The sequence below is a fragment of the Celerinatantimonas yamalensis genome, from assembly GCF_046054155.1.
In the GTDB taxonomy this organism is placed as follows: domain Bacteria; phylum Pseudomonadota; class Gammaproteobacteria; order Enterobacterales; family Celerinatantimonadaceae; genus Celerinatantimonas; species Celerinatantimonas yamalensis.
Genome location: NZ_JBEQCT010000007.1, coordinates 20,943 through 36,704 on the forward strand (window position 1 = coordinate 20,943; position 15,762 = coordinate 36,704).

Genomic DNA, 15,762 nt, shown 5'->3' on the forward strand with positions numbered 1-15,762 from the left:
TTCATGAATCAAAGCTACCCAATCACTAACAAACTTTTAATTCAATACAGGTACTTATTATGTCTGCGAGCAAAAAACCATTAGCATTGATCATCATGGATGGCTGGGGCTATCGAGTTGACCAAACCAATAATGCGGTTGCACAAGCCAAGACCCCAGTGCTGGATCATTTAACGGCTACTTGCGCCAATACTCATATTTCAGGCTCAGGTTTAGATGTTGGCCTACCCGATGGTCAAATGGGCAACTCAGAGGTGGGCCATACCAACATCGGCGCCGGACGTATCGTTTATCAAGATCTGACGCGAATTGATAAAGATATCGCTGAAGGCACATTCTTTAACCATCCCGTGCTTAAACCTGCCGTTGATAAGGCGGTGGCAAACGGTAAAGCGGTGCATATTTTAGGGCTGTTGTCAGCAGGCGGCGTACACAGTCACGAACAACATATGCTCGCTATGGTGGAATTGGCAGTAAAACAAGGCGCCGAACAGATCTACGTGCACGCATTCACCGATGGCCGTGATACGCCCCCACGAAGTGCGCAAGGTTCGATTGACTTATTTGAAAGCAAATTTAAAGAGTTGGGCAAAGGGCGCTTCGCGTCAATGATTGGTCGCTATTATGCGATGGATCGCGATAACCGCTGGGAACGCGTGCAAGCAGCTTATGACCTACTCACGCAAGGGCATGGTGAATTTAGCGCCACGACGGCCACCCAAGCACTGGCGGATGCCTACACTCGCGGTGAAAACGATGAATTTGTCAAGGCCACTCAAATCGGTGACGCAATCACTATTAACGATGGCGATGCGGTCATCTTTATGAACTTCCGTGCGGATCGCGCTCGTGAAATCACTCACGCCTTTGTCGATAGTGACTTTACAGGCTTTTCTCGCAGCGCTAAGCCTCAATGTGATTTTGTGATGCTCACGCAGTATGCGGCTGACATTGCCACCCAATCTGCTTACCCACCTGAAGATCTAGTCAATACGTTGGGCGAATGGCTAGAGAAAAAGGGTAAAACACAACTGCGTATTTCAGAAACTGAAAAATATGCACACGTCACATTCTTTTTCAATGGTGGTAAAGAAGAACCATTTAAGGGTGAAAACCGCGAAATCATTCCTTCACCAAAGGTTGCGACCTATGATCTGCAACCCGAGATGAGCTCTCAAGAATTGACCGATAAAATGGTCGAGTCAATTAAAAGCGGTCAGTATGATGTGATTATCTGTAACTATCCAAATGGTGATATGGTTGGCCACACTGGGATCATGGAAGCCGCAGTGAAAGCATGTGAAGCAGTTGACCAAAGTATCGGACGCGTGGTTGAAGCACTCAAAGAAGTTGGGGGCGAATGCTTAATCACAGCAGATCACGGTAACGCAGAACAGATGGTTGACCCTAAAACAGGTGGCATTCACACCGCTCATACCAGTCTTCCTGTGCCTTTTATTTATGTTGGTCGAGATGCCACCATGAAAGAAGGGGGCCGTTTGAGCGATATCGCACCAACCATGTTGACTTTAATGGGTGAAGAAATTCCTGCTGAAATGACTGGTCAGCCATTGGTGGTTTTGAAATAATGCGCTTATGAAGCACATAGTTTTAAAGTTCAGTCGGTTTGTTCGTGCCAGCTTAATAGCTGGCACTTTTGGCTGCGCGCTGATTGCGACCAGCGTCTTTGCTGATAATATTAGTCAGCAGCAACTCGATAGTGTGACCCAATCGCTACGCCATACCCACCAAGTGACTCAAAAGGCACGGCAGTTACTAGCCAAATTACAGCGTCAACTCAAACAAGACGAACTAGCACTCGCAAGTCAACAGCGTGAAATACAAAGTACGGCTGGTCAACTGAGTTCGACCAAGCAACAACTGAGCGAGCTTCAGCAACAAGCCCAGACCCTGGAAACACAGCAACATCATCAACAACAACTATTAAGCGATCAAGTTGCCGCGGCCTATCAGATGGGGCAAGGCAGTTACCTAAAAATGTTGCTGAACCAAAATAAAATGGCGGAGATGGAACGCCTGATGGCCTATTATCAATACCTGAATCAATCACGACTCAAAGCCATCTTGCAATTAAAAGCCACGACGGAGCAGTTGCAAACCAACCAAAGTAAGCAACAGCAACGGCTTGCTCAGCTAAAAACATTGCTCAACACCCAAAAAGACCAACAGCAAAAGTTACTGGCAAAACGGCAGAAACGCCAACAAACGCTCAAGCAAACCAACCAATTACTTGCCAATAATCAGCTCAAAAGTGAGCAGCTCACCCAAGCTAAAAATTATCTCAACCAACAAATCAAAGATACACCGCAAAATGTAGCGATTTCGCTCAACGGTTTATCACGAAATAGCCTAAGCTGGCCGGTCAAAGGGAGCATTATCCATGATTATCACTCACCACAAATTGGTGGTAACAGTTGGGATGGCGTTGTTATTAAGGCCGATACTGGAACGCCTGTCAAAGCGGTTGCGGATGGGAAAGTGGTCTTTGCTGATTGGCTGCGCGGTTATGGATTGGTGATTGTACTCAGCCATGGCCATAACTATTTGACGCTCTATGGTTTCAATCAAACGCTGTTACATAAAGTGGGCGATCGAATCAAAAAAGGCCAGGAGATTGCAACGGTCGGTAGCACTGGCGGTCAAGAGCAATCATCGTTATTTTTCCAGATCCGATATAAATCACAAGTCGAAAACCCACATCGCTTCGTGCGCTGATTAGTCAGCGCCGGTTAGCGTTTCAAGATCGGTTAAAATGGCAATCGCTTCATCACGATGCGTCCCGCAAGCCCACTCACTGAACTGGAAGTCACAGCAAACCTGTGGCCGATCGGGGCGACCAAATAAACGGCACAGATTATTGTCATCTAGCTGCACGCAGCGCTCACCGGCCGCTTTCCCTTGTGGCATACCCGGAATAGCCGATGAGATACTCGGCGCAATGCAGCAAGCACCACAGCCGGCTCGGCATGCGGGCTTATCCATACACAGGCCCTAGATGACTGGGGTTATTTCTATACATGAATAGCATGATCAAGAGGATACCACGATTGTAGACGACGAATTTTAGCCGAACCCAAGCCGTTAATTAACAGTGTTTCACAGCACAATTGGCCATCTTTACGAGTAATACCTGCCAGTAAATCACCTTGCGTAATCCCTGTTGCGACAAACATAACGCGATCGCTTTTAACCAATTGTTCGAGCAACAAGACTTGATTGACATGAACGCCTTGCGCTTGGCAGCGCGTCATTTCACTATCAGCAATCATCCGATTAGCCGCATTATTCTCTTTAACCTGATGACGTGGTAACAAACGTGCTTGCATATCCCCGCCTAATGCTCGAATCGCAGCCGCCGAAACTACGCCTTCTGGCGCACCTCCCACGCAATACATCATATCGATGCCACTTTCTGGAGTACACGTCAATAATGCAGCGGCGACATCCCCATCAGGTACAGCAAAAACCCGGACACCTTGCTCTTGTAGCTCGCTAATTAATGCTGCATGACGTGGCTTGGCCAAGGTGATAAGCGTCAACTCTGACAGAGGCTTGTTAAGTGCTTCAGCTACCGCTTTGATGTTATCTAATAAAGGCTTGTGTAAATCAATCACGCCGCGAGCTTTGGGGCCAACGACCAGCTTTTCCATGTACATATCTGGTGCACGTAGCAGCGAGCCTTGCTCGCCGGCAGCTAAAACTGCAACAGCATGGCTTTGTCCCATCGCCGTCATACGGGTTCCCTCAATAGGATCAACTGCAATATCCACGCAAACGCCGCCTTGACCGAGCTTTTCGCCAATAAAAAGCATGGGAGCGTCATCGATCTCGCCCTCTCCAATGACGATTTCACCTTGCATAGATAGTTGGTTCAAACACTGCCGCATGGCCGTAACGGCAGCGCCGTCAGCAGCATTTTTATTCCCGCGCCCCAGCCAGTTAAATCCAGCTAAAGCCGCAGCTTCAGTAACTTCGGCAAAACGATAGACAAGCTCTTGATTCACGACAGGTTATTCCCTGAAATATAGAAAGAATCTATTATTTTATCATAGAACCGCTACAGACACTCTAGGCATCCATGCAACAGGTGAAGCAATCAAGGTTCATGAGCAAGACTCAGCTATGCAGGATCACAGTTCTATCATTCAAGGGTTCTTGGCATCTTACTAAGATCACACATTAGTTAGTCTTTGACCCAGATCGGATAGCGATCAGCTATACCCAAGCTTATCAGTAACTCATTGGAAGTTTTCATGCGTATTGGCGTTCCTAAAGAAACTAAGCATCAAGAAGATCGCGTCGGACTAACACCCCAGAGCGTCGGCCAATTAGTACAGAGTGGGCATCATCTATTAGTTGAACATGATGCAGGTAAAGCCAGTGGCTTCACCGATCAAAACTATCAGCAAGTAGGGGCTCTGATCTGCTATGACGTGGAAGAAATATTTAGTGATGCTCAGCTGATCATCAAAATCAAAGAGCCCCAGGCCACAGAACGAGCACAGCTGCATAGCGATCAAATACTCTTTACCTATCTACATTTGGCCGCTGATCGCACTCAAACAGAAGAATTACTTGCCTGTGGGGTGACTTGTATTGCTTATGAAACGGTTACCGACTCACAGCAACGATTACCACTGCTACAACCCATGTCAGAAATTGCTGGACGACTTTCCATTCAAGCAGGCGCTATGTCATTAGAACGGCTGCATTCAGGTCGAGGCGTGCTATTAAGTGGCATTGCGGGTGTCCCTGCGGCTAAAGTAGTCATTGTCGGCGGTGGCGTGGTGGGAAGTAATGCAGCAATGATTGCCCTTGGGATGGGTGCCCAAGTGTATGTATTAGATAAAGATATTCATCGGTTACGACAGTTAGAACAACACTATCATGGGCGAGTCCAAACCGCTTACGCCGATCCGCACACCCTTAAACAAGTGCTCAGTGATGCCGATCTAGTCATCGGTGCGGTACTCAATCCCGGCGCTAAAGCTCCGAAAGTGATCACGCGCGAGCTAGTCGGTTTGATGCAACCTGGAGCCGCGATCGTCGATGTGGCCATTGATCAAGGAGGATGTTGTGAAACATCAGTGCCCACCACCCACCAAAATCCCACCTATCTGATGGATGGGATTGTTCATTATTGTGTTACCAACATGCCTGCAGCAGTATCCCGTACGGCTACGCTAGCATTGAATCAAGCCAGTTTGCCCTATATTCAACAAATTGCAGATTTAGGGTTAGCCGCTTTGCGAAATAATCCCGGTCTCAAAGATGGCTTAAATATTCATCAGGGACGGATCACTGACCTCAGGGTCGCCGAAAGTTTGAATATTGACTATGTTGATCCCTTGGTCCTTTTAACCTAACAACAAAGATTGGCTAAAGTGACCGCCGCTATCATCCCTTTGCACGCGATTCACTGCGTTGCTTTTTGCCATACCCTCGCTCTTTTAGGCTGCGTCCCCACTGATCGTGCCAGGCATCTAAACCGCTGCGGGCATTTCCCGCGATCAAACAAGCCGCTAAGCTAGGACTAGCAAACTGATAATCACGTAAAAAATCATATCCATTAGGGCCCTCAGCTAACACCCCATCAGCGATTAATTGCTCACGCAAGGCTCGCACGGCTGGGCGCATCGAATCTGTCAAACCCAAATTGGCGCTGGAGCCTTTGACCACGACAAACCGTGGCCGAGTTTTACTGCCGACTGGGTAGCCAAATGCTTTTGCTTGTTTCACTTCAAATTGAAAATCACCGCTAGGTTTGGTGGTAGAACTGGAGCTGTCGAGTAATTGCTGCAAAGCGAGCAATTGCTGATACATCCGAATAGGCATAATCGCCGCTTGGCGGTGGCCCTTGGCATCGACAATAAAATTGACTTGGCGGGTATCGAACGGTTCACTCATACATTTGACCAATATTTATGCAATCTGGTTCAAAGTATAAAGAAACTTAAGCGTGCTGTTAATCATCAAATCGCGAACAATATCAAAACAATAAAAAACCCCGCTAAATGGCGAGGTTTCATGGGATTAAATCACGATTATAACTGCATCGATTGACGTAGTTTTTTCATTGCATTTTTTTCCAGCTGACGTACACGTTCAGCCGAGACTTGATACTCGTCAGCAAGTTCTTGTAATGTCGATTTCTCTTCATCGAGCCAACGACGCGTGACGATATGACGGCTACGATCATCTAATGTATTAAGTGCACTGGATAATTTATTAGCGGCATGCACTTCCCAGTTGTCTTGCTCAATACTGTGGGCAATATCTGATGATTTATCTTGCAAATATTGTACAGGAGCAAAGCTGCCTTCACGCTCATCATCATCATTACTCAGATCAAAGGCCTGATCTTGAGCCGACATCCGTGATTCCATCTCGACCACTTCACGCTCAGACACGCCCAGTGCATTAGCAACGGTCGCAATTTCATCTTGGTTAAACCACCCGAGACGTTTTTTAGATTTACGTAAGTTAAAAAATAGTTTGCGCTGTGCTTTTGTTGTAGCAATTTTAACCACACGCCAGTTACGCAGCACATATTCGTGAATTTCAGCTTTGATCCAATGGACCGCAAATGACACCAACCGAACACCATGATGCGGATCAAAGCGTTTCACCGCTTTCATCAGGCCAATATTGCCTTCTTGGATGAGGTCAGATTGAGGTAACCCATACCCAGAATAACCTTTGGCAATATGCACCACAAACCGCAGATGGGACATAACTAAGCGTCGAGCCGCTTTCAGATCACCTTGTTCCCACCAGCGAAGTGCCAACGCCTTTTCTTCTTCTTCTGTCAGCATGCTAATGCCGTTGACAGTTTGAATATACGCTTCAATGCTCCCTTGGGGAACTAAAGCCATCGACGTTAAATTATCGCTCATTCGCTAACCTCAACACATGATGAAATAACTAGGTCATACTGATTATGAGTCTACCATGTAGACTCTCGCATTGCCAATGCCTAGCCCCACCCGCACACCGATATTAATAATAGTTTACCAAAGCCAATCACATTGTCTATCTAGACTAACCCTGATACTTAACTTCGCGATTACGTCTATCGAAAGATGCGATGTTAACCGGCTTGTTATAGCGAGATACGGCCCCTTGGAAGGCAATATAAACGCTGATCATACTATATTCACTTTCTTGGACTGTGGATCCATACAATGGTTCCATCGCATAAAAAAGCGCCCCCCAATGGCGGCGCTCAACCATGATAACGATCATAGTTTAATCAATACATCATCGCGGTTAATGATCCCTAAATTATCGCGCTAGCCAACCACCATCAACAGCCACAGTGTAGCCATTAATATAATCAGCAGCCGATGACGCTAAGAATATTGCAGGGCCAGCGACATCTTCTGGTGTGCCCCAACGAGCAGCAGGGATCCGCTCAAGGATCTCGCTAGAGCGATCATCATCAGCACGCAGCGCCGCAGTATTGTTAGTCGCCATATATCCTGGGGCAATCGCATTGACGTTAATGTTGTGAGGGGCCCATTCATTAGCCAATAGACGAGTTACACCCATTACCGCACTTTTTGAAGAGGTATATGAAGGAACGCGGATCCCACCTTGGAAAGAGAGCATCGAAGCGATATTGATAATTTTACCACCATGGCCTTGTTTGATAAATTGACGGGCAACGGCCTGAGACATGAAAAATACCGCTTTGATATTCAAATTCATCACATCGTCCCAGTTTTTTTCTGTGAATTCGATAGCATCTTGACGACGGATGATCCCAGCGTTATTCACTAAAATATCGACTTGACCAAATTCTGAGATCACTTTATCTACATGGCCATCAAATTGACTTATATCGGACATATCAGCACGGATATCGAGAAATTGATGTTCGCCTTCAGCCATTTTTGCAATGGTATCGCTTGGCTCCGCAATATTAATTCCCGCAACTTTACAACCTGCTTGGGCTAACCCCAATGCCATACCTTGACCCAAACCAGTATCACAGCCTGTAACAATTGCAACTTTACCAGCCAAATCAAATTTATTCAGAATCATTCGAATTTCCTCACTTAATCGGAACACACCATCATAGGTATCTGTTGATGTTTAATATAACGCTAGAGAACCTTCTTTTCAATGATTATGAAAAGGTGTTTTATTTTCATAATTTGAGTTAGCGATCTAGCTCACAATTTTTTTGAAGTTTATTCTCTGTACGGCTAAAATCATGTTTTATAAAATATGAAAACTAGCGTACTCTTATTCATAAGCGGCCTGCTGATCGTCGTCTTAAAGTTCAGGCCCTTTTCTTAAATGTAAATAAGCCTAAAAATTTATATATATATAAAGGTAACGACTATTATGGGCACAACAAAACAGATTGAGTCAGTGTCTTCTGTACTCAAGGTATTTGGGATCTTACAAGCACTCGGTGAACAGCAAGAGATCGGTATTACAGATATAGCGCAGCGATTAATGATGTCCAAAAGCACGGTATATCGGTTTTTACAAACGATGAAAACCGCTGGATACGTCTCCCAAGAAGGGGACAGTGAAAAGTATTCTCTCACTCTCAAACTTTTTGAGCTCGGATCAAAAGCCTTAGAGCATGTTGATATGATCGCCTTAGCCGATCGTCAAATGCGCTCAATCACAAAAAAAACTGGTGAAGCATTGCATTTAGGGGCATTTGATGACGATGCCATCATTTATATTCACAAGATCGACTCGCGTTATAATTTACGCATGTATTCACGAATTGGTCGACGAAACCCACTCTACAGTACCGCAATTGGTAAAGTGCTATTAGCCTATCGCCCTGAAGATGAGGTTCGACAAATCCTCAAAAACATTGAGTTCATTGCCCACACCCAACATACTTTAAAAAATTTAGATGCATTTATTGAAGAACTAGCCAAAGTTCGCCAAGAGGCAGTCGGTGAGGATTGTGAAGAACAAGAAGAGGGACTGCGCTGTTTAGCGGTACCTGTATTTGATCGCTTTGGGGTCGTTATTGCAGGGATGAGTATTTCATTTCCAACGATTCGCTTCGACATTGCTCGGCGTGATGAATATATCGCCATGTTACATGAAGCTGCGGCGACACTATCGAGTCAATTAGGCTATCATGATTACCCATCCTATCACCACGTGACGGCATGAGACAACGCGGCCAAAGAAGCATATCAGGCAAGTGCTTTAGATAGCATCTGATGCGAGATAGCTTGAAGACTACACGCACAGCATTCAAGCCAGCACTGCTGGCTTGAGCATGGATGGCTCTACACCTTACTTTGCTGGTCAAGGCGTTTCAGATAAGGAATTAACGCTATTGCAATCAATGTTGCGCCAACGGCTACGAAACCTAACTCTCGGAATAACTTGGTATAGATACCCAAACTTTCAATGGGATTGGCCACACCACTAGGGATGTTAGCAAAGTTGGCAACGACGCTCCCTAGGTATTGCGACAACCCCGTTGCCAGCAGCCAAGCGCCCATCATCATGCCTCGTAGAGAGGGTGCCACGTAGCGCGCGACCATCCCTAAGCCTAAACCAGAAATGAGCAGCTCTCCGACCGACTGAAAGAAGTACCCACCCACCATCCACATCGGCGACACATATCCATGATGCTGACTGATGCCACTTATGCCATACAGGAAAAAGCCAATCGCCAATAACGCAAAACCCCACGCATATTTACTGGCCAAAGACGGATCTTTACCTTGGCGGCCTAGCGAGCCATACAACCATGCTAAAACAGGACTCATCACGGCGATCCAAAACGGATTTAACACTTGAAATTGTTCAGGGGGGATATGGTAACCAAAGAGGATTAAATCAACGTTATTTTTAGCAAACAACGTTAATGAAGTGGACATTTGTTGGTAAAAAATAAAAAACAGAATGGTTTGTAATGTTAGGATCACCATCGCGATCAATCCGCTACGCTCAGCCGAGCTCGCTCGCACCAGTAAAATAACAAAAAACAGCGCCAAGCCTATCCCTGCAATACGCACCACCCAGTTAGCCAACTCCAAATGTTCGATCACATTGCCAACCGCCACGGACAACACCACCACACTGGCTAAAACTGCAATCAGCTTACCCATATGCATGGGGGCAAAATCAGGCTTGGAACCAACACCTTGTAAAAATTTACTCTGCAATAAAAACTGCGCAACCCCAAAACATAGACCCAGCGCACAAACTAAAAAGGCCCAATGCCAACCATAATGAACCCGGATAATGGGGGTCAACAGCTGCGACATGAACGCCCCAACATTGATAGACATATAGTACATGGTAAATGCGCCATCAAGCTGCGACTCATCATCTTCATAAAGTTTTGCCACTAAGTTATTCGGGTTAGCTTTAAACAGACCAGCTCCAACCGCAATCACGCCCATTGAGAGAAAAACCATGGTGTGTGACGTCATCTGAAACCATTGATCCCAAGGTGTCGCTAATAGTGCATAGCCTATTCCTAATACAATGCCGCCCAGAATAGTCGTGCGCCGTGCGCCTAAAATGCGATCACCAATCCATCCCCCTAGCACGGGCGTCAGGTAGATCATCGCAGCAAAAGCTCCCCATGTTAAATTAGCACGGGCGTCATCAAATCCTAAATAATTGATGGCGAACACCACAATCAGGATCTGCATTCCATAAAAACCAAAACGCTCCCACATTTCGATCATGAACAAGGCGGTAAACGCCCGCTTTTTATGTATAGTTACCTGCTCTGGCACGACACCAGTTTCTGTTTGTTCTGTCATTTTTATAAATTGTCCAAATCAACGCAAAGCGCTATGGCGCCTGCCGAGAATTATCATGGCAACGATGCCACTAATTGATTCCATGTTGTATTTATTGGGGTATGAGAACACTACAGCTGAGTGCAAACGCAGCCTTAGTCCAGATTGCTTATCATGATCAGAAGTAATTGAAGTGCACTAATCCATATCTAACTTCGGCGTCATATCCTTAAGACACCCCTTACAGATCAGTTCATGGCAATGACTCGATAGTCATCGAGGCTAGATAAAGCAAATAGAGGTACTGCATAACCGTGAAAATTGCCTTCCGTTGCACGCATAAAAAAGTCCAATGATCGCTCAATCATCGGACTTTTTTAAACCTGTACGTCCAGTCGGTTGATCCATTGAGTAACATGCTTAATGGTTACAACTGAGCCAAACGTACTTAAATCCGCTATTACTTAGCGAATTTACCAAAACGTTTGTTAAAGCGATCAACACGACCACCAGTATCAACAACACGTTGTTTACCAGTATAGAATGGGTGACACGCGCCACATACATCTAAACTGATGTTACCGCTGCGAGTTGAACGAGTCTTGATGACATTACCGCAAGAACAGGTCGCAACCAATTCTGCATATTCTGGGTGGATACCATCTTTCATGGGGAAACCTCATTGTCAGGCCGTGTCGCTATCCAGCCCGTAGCCAGACACCACACGAATCATTATAAAAAAGAGAAATACTCTTATATTCAGGGCGCGCATATTAGCTGATCCAGCGCTATCAGGCAATCAGTTTACGCTGATTTTTTCACCATACATAGCACGAATCGGTTTAACTATGGCATCTGCCTACAGAGCTGATTACACTAAGTCGTCTCATCGAAGCCATAAGATCGCAAGGAATTATCCTGTCATGAATTTGATCCGTGTCGGCATGGCGACGCATCTGCGCCGTAATTTTGATTATAGCCTCCCGGCACAGACCCAGCTGCCTGCGGTGGGTAGCCGAGTGAGTGTCCCATTTGGTAATCGTCAGATGACGGCGATTGTACTCTCACATCCTACCCAAAGTACTGTGGCGGCAGACAAACTACGCCCAATTCATCACATTATTGACACGCAAGCACTGCTACCACATTCTTTGCATCAACTGCTTATTTGGGCAGCCGATTACTACCATTATAATCTGGGGGATGTCTATTTACAGGCGCTGCCAAAATTATTACGCCAAGGCTCGCCTGCGAGCCCCGTTCCGATTGACGCTTGGCAAATCACTGATAAAGGCCAAGCTCGTTTGATTGAGCTCTCGCAATCGGCCAAAGCGCCCAAACAGCGCCAAGCACTGGCACTGTTTGATGACAGTCAGCAGCCCCAACCTCACAGCCTGTTTAGCGCCGCGAAGATAAGCAGAGCAACCCTTAAAACGCTGGAAAAACAAGGGTGGATCCGTACTCAAGTTATTCATCCTCAATCACAAAACTGGCAAGCAGACGTGCATCTGGCACAAACGCCCCTAACACTCAACCGTCAACAAGCGGTGGCCGTCGCGGCTATCAATCAAAACGTGCAGCAATTTGCCCCTTATCTATTAGAGGGGATCACCGGTTCGGGAAAAACAGAGGTCTACTTACAGATCCTTGAGCCCATTTTAAAAGCCGGGCGCCAAGCACTTATTCTCGTTCCTGAAATTGGCTTAACACCTCAAACTATCGCTCGTTTTAAACAGCGCTTTGAGCTTCCGATGGTGGTACTTCACTCCGGACTCAATGACCGCCAGCGGCTAGATGCATGGTTGGCCGCTAGAAATGGTGATGCAGCGATTATTATCGGGACTCGTTCAGCGCTCTTTACGCCAATGCAAGCCCCCGGCATAATCATTATTGATGAAGAACATGATAGCTCATTTAAACAGCAAGATACGTTTCGTTATCACGCCCGTGACGTGGCATTAATGCGGGCGAAACTCGAACAAATCCCCGTGGTAATGGGAACAGCAACGCCCGCATTAGAAACCTTGCATAACGCCCTCACTGGCCGCTACCAACATCTGGAGCTAACCGAGCGCGCCGGCAATGCCGCATTAGCTAAATATGAGCTGATTGATATTCGCCACCAACCCTTGCAAGCTGGGCTATCGCCTCAGCTGCTCGCCGCGGTGCAACAAACGCTGCGCCAAGGGCAACAGGTCATGCTGTTTCTCAATCGCCGTGGTTATGCACCTGCGCTGTTATGCCATGAATGTGGCGGAGTCGTCGAATGCGATCGCTGCGAGCGATTTTATACGCTGCATCAGGCGCCGCCACATCTGGCCTGCCATCACTGCGGTAAACAGCGTCCCATTCCCGTGCAGTGTCAGCATTGTGGTTCGACGAATCTCGTCACCACTGGCGTGGGGACCGAACAATTAGAAAGTCAGCTCAAAACGTTATTTGCCGACTATTCCATTGCCCGCATCGATCGTGACAGTACTCGTCGAAAAGGTTCGTTGGATACAATGTTGCAATCGATTAGTGATAATCGCCATCAAATCCTCATCGGCACCCAAATGCTGGCCAAAGGTCACCATTTTCCCAATGTCACATTGGTGGCTATTGTTGACATCGATCATGCGTTATTTAGCAGCGACTTTCGCGCGTCCGAGCGCCTCGCACAATTGTTTATTCAGGTCGCTGGACGAGCTGGACGGGCAGGAAAAGCAGGTAAAGTCCTACTGCAAACCCACCACCCAGAGCATGAATTATTGCAAGATCTGGTTAATAACGGGTATGGGCATTTTGCTCGGTTTGCCTTAGCCGAGCGCCAAGCCACTGAACTTCCGCCCTTTAGTTATCACGCCTTACTGCGCTTTGAAGCTACCGCGCTAGAAAAGCTGCAACAACTAGCGCAGCCTCTAGAGACGCTAGCCAAGCAATCTAACCCTGGATCATGTTGGGTATTCCCTATGACCGAATCTCCGATTCCTAAGCGCGCAGGAAAATATCGTCAGCAACAGCTACTGCAAGCACCGAATCGGCGCCAGTTGCATCAGTTAGTCAGCATATTGATTGATTGGCTCGAGCAATCTTCGCAAGCCAAACAAGTCCGGTGGTCAGTCGATATTGACCCAATCGACATGCTGTAGTTGATACGCAACAGCACGACTAATGAGCAGTAGTGTTTCAGGTGATTTGACGCTAAAATAATCGCCCTGAAATTTATCCCAACCAATGACGTTAAACAGGTATTATCCAACCATGAAAGAGCTCATCCATAACCTTCTCGAAGATACGATCAACTCACTCAAGCAACAGGCACTGGTGCCGAGTGATCTGAACGCTCGTATCATGGTCGATAAAACCAAAGATAAAAGTCATGGTGACTTAGCCACCAACTTAGCCTTGGTCAACGCCAAACAAGCAGGTCAAAATCCTCGCCAATTCGCTGAACTTATTATTGCCCATCTACCTGAATCAGCATTAGTGGAAAAAACTGAGATCGCAGGGCCCGGATTTATTAATTTTTATTTAAATAGCCATTGGCTGGCAGGGCAAGTTGAGCAAATGGCTCGCTCAGAGCACTTAGGCCTTATCCACGATCAGCAGCAAACGATTGTCGTTGATTACTCAGCGCCAAACGTTGCCAAAGAGATGCACGTTGGGCATATCCGTTCGACCATTATCGGCGACGCAGTGGTTCGAGTTTTAGAAAGCTTGGGCAATAAAGTCATTCGCGCCAACCACATCGGTGACTGGGGCACTCAGTTTGGGATGCTGATTGCCAATCTTGAAGATGTTGCTAAAGAACAAGGAATTGATCCCACGCAAATCAGTTTAGCTGACTTAGAAGGGTTTTACCGGCAAGCCAAACAGCGTTATGACAGTGACGAAACATTTGCCTTGCGCGCTCGTAACTATGTAGTCCGTCTGCAAGGTGGCGATGAGTATTGCCATCAAATGTGGCGCAAATTGGTAGATATCACCTTAAATCACAATCAGCAAACCTATGATCGCATGGGAGTTTCACTTAGTAAATCAGATGTAATGGGCGAGAGTCTCTATAACGATATGCTACCCGAGATTGTTGATGATCTGCTCAAACGCGGGATTGCACAAGAAAATGATGGGGCCATCGTGGTGATGCAACCTGAGTTTAAAAACAAAGATGGCGAGCCCATGGGCGTGATTGTCCGCAAAAAAGATGGTGGCTACTTGTATACTACCACCGATATTGCTTGTGCTAAATATCGCTACCAGACCCTTGGCGCCGACCGAGTGATGTATTTTATCGACAGCCGTCAACATCAGCACTTAATGCAAGCGTGGTCAATTGTGCGTAAAGCCGGTTATATTCCCGAACAGGTTTCATTAGAACACCACATGTTTGGCATGATGCTCGGTAAAGATGGCAAACCATTTAAAACACGCAGTGGTGGAACAATTAAGCTGCGCGATCTACTCGATGAAGCGCAGACCCGGGCCGAAGCGATGATCTCAGAGCGCGACTCTGATTTAACTGCCGACGAGCAAGCGCAAGTCGCTACGACCATTGCCATAGCTGCTGTCAAATATGCCGACTTATCCAAAAGTCGCACCACGGACTATATCTTTGACTGGGACAACATGTTGGCATTTAATGGCAACACCGCACCCTATCTGCAATATGCTTATGCACGGATCTGTGCCATTTTCCGCAAAGCCGATGTGGATTTAGACCAGCATAACGCCGCCGTTATACTTAATCAGCCCCAAGAAGAAGCCCTTGCGCAGCAGTTAATCGCCTTTAATGATGTGGTCCATCAAGTGGCTGACAAAGGCATGCCACACATACTCTGTAACTACTTGTATGACTTAAGCGGCTTATTTATGAGTTTCTATGAAGCTTGCCCAATGCTCAGCGCACAAGACTCACTAAAGGCCTCACGTTTACAACTGGCTGCATTAACCGCTAAAGTGCTCAAACAAGGGCTTGCCTTGTTGGGCATTAATACGTTAGAACGGATGTAAC

The 15,762-nt window shown here is 46.6% G+C and carries 13 protein-coding genes; 6 read left to right on the top strand and 7 right to left on the bottom strand.

Annotation, left to right across the window (positions count from 1 at the left end; all coding sequences use genetic code 11):
* The first annotated feature begins 59 nt into the window (after positions 1-59).
* Together gpmM and ABUE30_RS13730 are read left to right on the top strand one after the other, a co-directional pair.
* The gene (gpmM, locus tag ABUE30_RS13725; RefSeq protein ID WP_408624390.1) at positions 60-1,589 is read left to right on the top strand and encodes a 2,3-bisphosphoglycerate-independent phosphoglycerate mutase; all 1,530 of its coding nucleotides are present in this window, start codon (positions 60-62) and stop codon (positions 1,587-1,589) included.
* A 7-nt stretch (positions 1,590-1,596) separates the two neighbouring features.
* Positions 1,597-2,736: a murein hydrolase activator EnvC family protein gene (locus ABUE30_RS13730; RefSeq protein ID WP_408624391.1), complete on the top strand. Its 1,140-nt coding sequence runs from the start codon at positions 1,597-1,599 to the stop codon at positions 2,734-2,736.
* Here ABUE30_RS13730 and ABUE30_RS13735 read toward each other — a convergent pair whose 3' ends face one another.
* Together ABUE30_RS13735 and glpX are read right to left on the bottom strand one after the other, a co-directional pair.
* Positions 2,737-3,003 (bottom strand): YkgJ family cysteine cluster protein, encoded by a 267-nt coding sequence (locus tag ABUE30_RS13735; protein ID WP_408624393.1) that lies wholly within the window; start codon positions 3,001-3,003, stop codon positions 2,737-2,739.
* Between the two features lie 29 nt (positions 3,004-3,032).
* The gene (glpX, locus tag ABUE30_RS13740) at positions 3,033-4,025 is read right to left on the bottom strand and encodes a class II fructose-bisphosphatase (protein WP_408624394.1); all 993 of its coding nucleotides are present in this window, start codon (positions 4,023-4,025) and stop codon (positions 3,033-3,035) included.
* 249 nt (positions 4,026-4,274) lie between these two features.
* On the opposite strand from glpX, the gene ald reads away from it, so the two are divergent.
* Positions 4,275-5,387: an alanine dehydrogenase gene (gene ald / locus ABUE30_RS13745; protein ID WP_408624395.1), complete on the top strand. Its 1,113-nt coding sequence runs from the start codon at positions 4,275-4,277 to the stop codon at positions 5,385-5,387.
* A gap of 31 nt (positions 5,388-5,418) precedes the next feature.
* On the opposite strand, the gene ABUE30_RS13750 is transcribed toward ald, so the two are convergent.
* The 3 genes from ABUE30_RS13750 to kduD all read right to left on the bottom strand — a co-directional run bounded on the left by ABUE30_RS13750 (position 5,419) and on the right by kduD (position 8,067).
* Positions 5,419-5,928, bottom strand: coding sequence for a DUF4357 domain-containing protein (locus ABUE30_RS13750; protein ID WP_408624396.1), 510 nt, complete (start codon positions 5,926-5,928; stop codon positions 5,419-5,421).
* A 137-nt stretch (positions 5,929-6,065) separates the two neighbouring features.
* The gene (gene rpoH / locus ABUE30_RS13755) at positions 6,066-6,917 is read right to left on the bottom strand and encodes an RNA polymerase sigma factor RpoH (RefSeq protein WP_408624397.1); all 852 of its coding nucleotides are present in this window, start codon (positions 6,915-6,917) and stop codon (positions 6,066-6,068) included.
* Positions 6,918-7,305: 388 nt separating this feature from the next.
* Positions 7,306-8,067 carry a 2-dehydro-3-deoxy-D-gluconate 5-dehydrogenase KduD gene (kduD, locus tag ABUE30_RS13760; RefSeq protein ID WP_408624398.1) on the bottom strand — a complete coding sequence of 254 codons (762 nt, stop codon included), beginning with the start codon at positions 8,065-8,067 and terminating at the stop codon, positions 7,306-7,308.
* A gap of 306 nt (positions 8,068-8,373) precedes the next feature.
* Here kduD and kdgR point away from each other — a divergent pair, with 306 nt between their 5' ends.
* A complete protein-coding gene (kdgR, locus tag ABUE30_RS13765; RefSeq protein WP_408624399.1) occupies positions 8,374-9,174 on the top strand; it encodes a DNA-binding transcriptional regulator KdgR in 801 nt (266 codons plus the stop codon).
* Between the two features lie 119 nt (positions 9,175-9,293).
* Here kdgR and ABUE30_RS13770 read toward each other — a convergent pair whose 3' ends face one another.
* Together ABUE30_RS13770 and rpmE are read right to left on the bottom strand one after the other, a co-directional pair.
* Positions 9,294-10,790, bottom strand: a complete 1,497-nt coding sequence (locus tag ABUE30_RS13770; RefSeq protein WP_408624400.1) for a peptide MFS transporter — start codon at positions 10,788-10,790, stop codon at positions 9,294-9,296.
* A gap of 439 nt (positions 10,791-11,229) precedes the next feature.
* Positions 11,230-11,439, bottom strand: a complete 210-nt coding sequence (gene rpmE, locus ABUE30_RS13775) for a 50S ribosomal protein L31 (RefSeq protein ID WP_408624401.1) — start codon at positions 11,437-11,439, stop codon at positions 11,230-11,232.
* Between the two features lie 253 nt (positions 11,440-11,692).
* Between rpmE and priA the strand changes: the two genes are divergently transcribed.
* Positions 11,693-13,900 (top strand): primosomal protein N', encoded by a 2,208-nt coding sequence (gene priA, locus ABUE30_RS13780; protein ID WP_408624402.1) that lies wholly within the window; start codon positions 11,693-11,695, stop codon positions 13,898-13,900.
* Positions 13,901-14,012: 112 nt separating this feature from the next.
* On the top strand, positions 14,013-15,761 hold the full coding sequence (gene argS / locus ABUE30_RS13785; RefSeq protein ID WP_408624403.1) for an arginine--tRNA ligase: 1,749 nt from the start codon (positions 14,013-14,015) through the stop codon (positions 15,759-15,761).
* The last annotated feature ends 1 nt before the right edge of the window (position 15,762 follow it).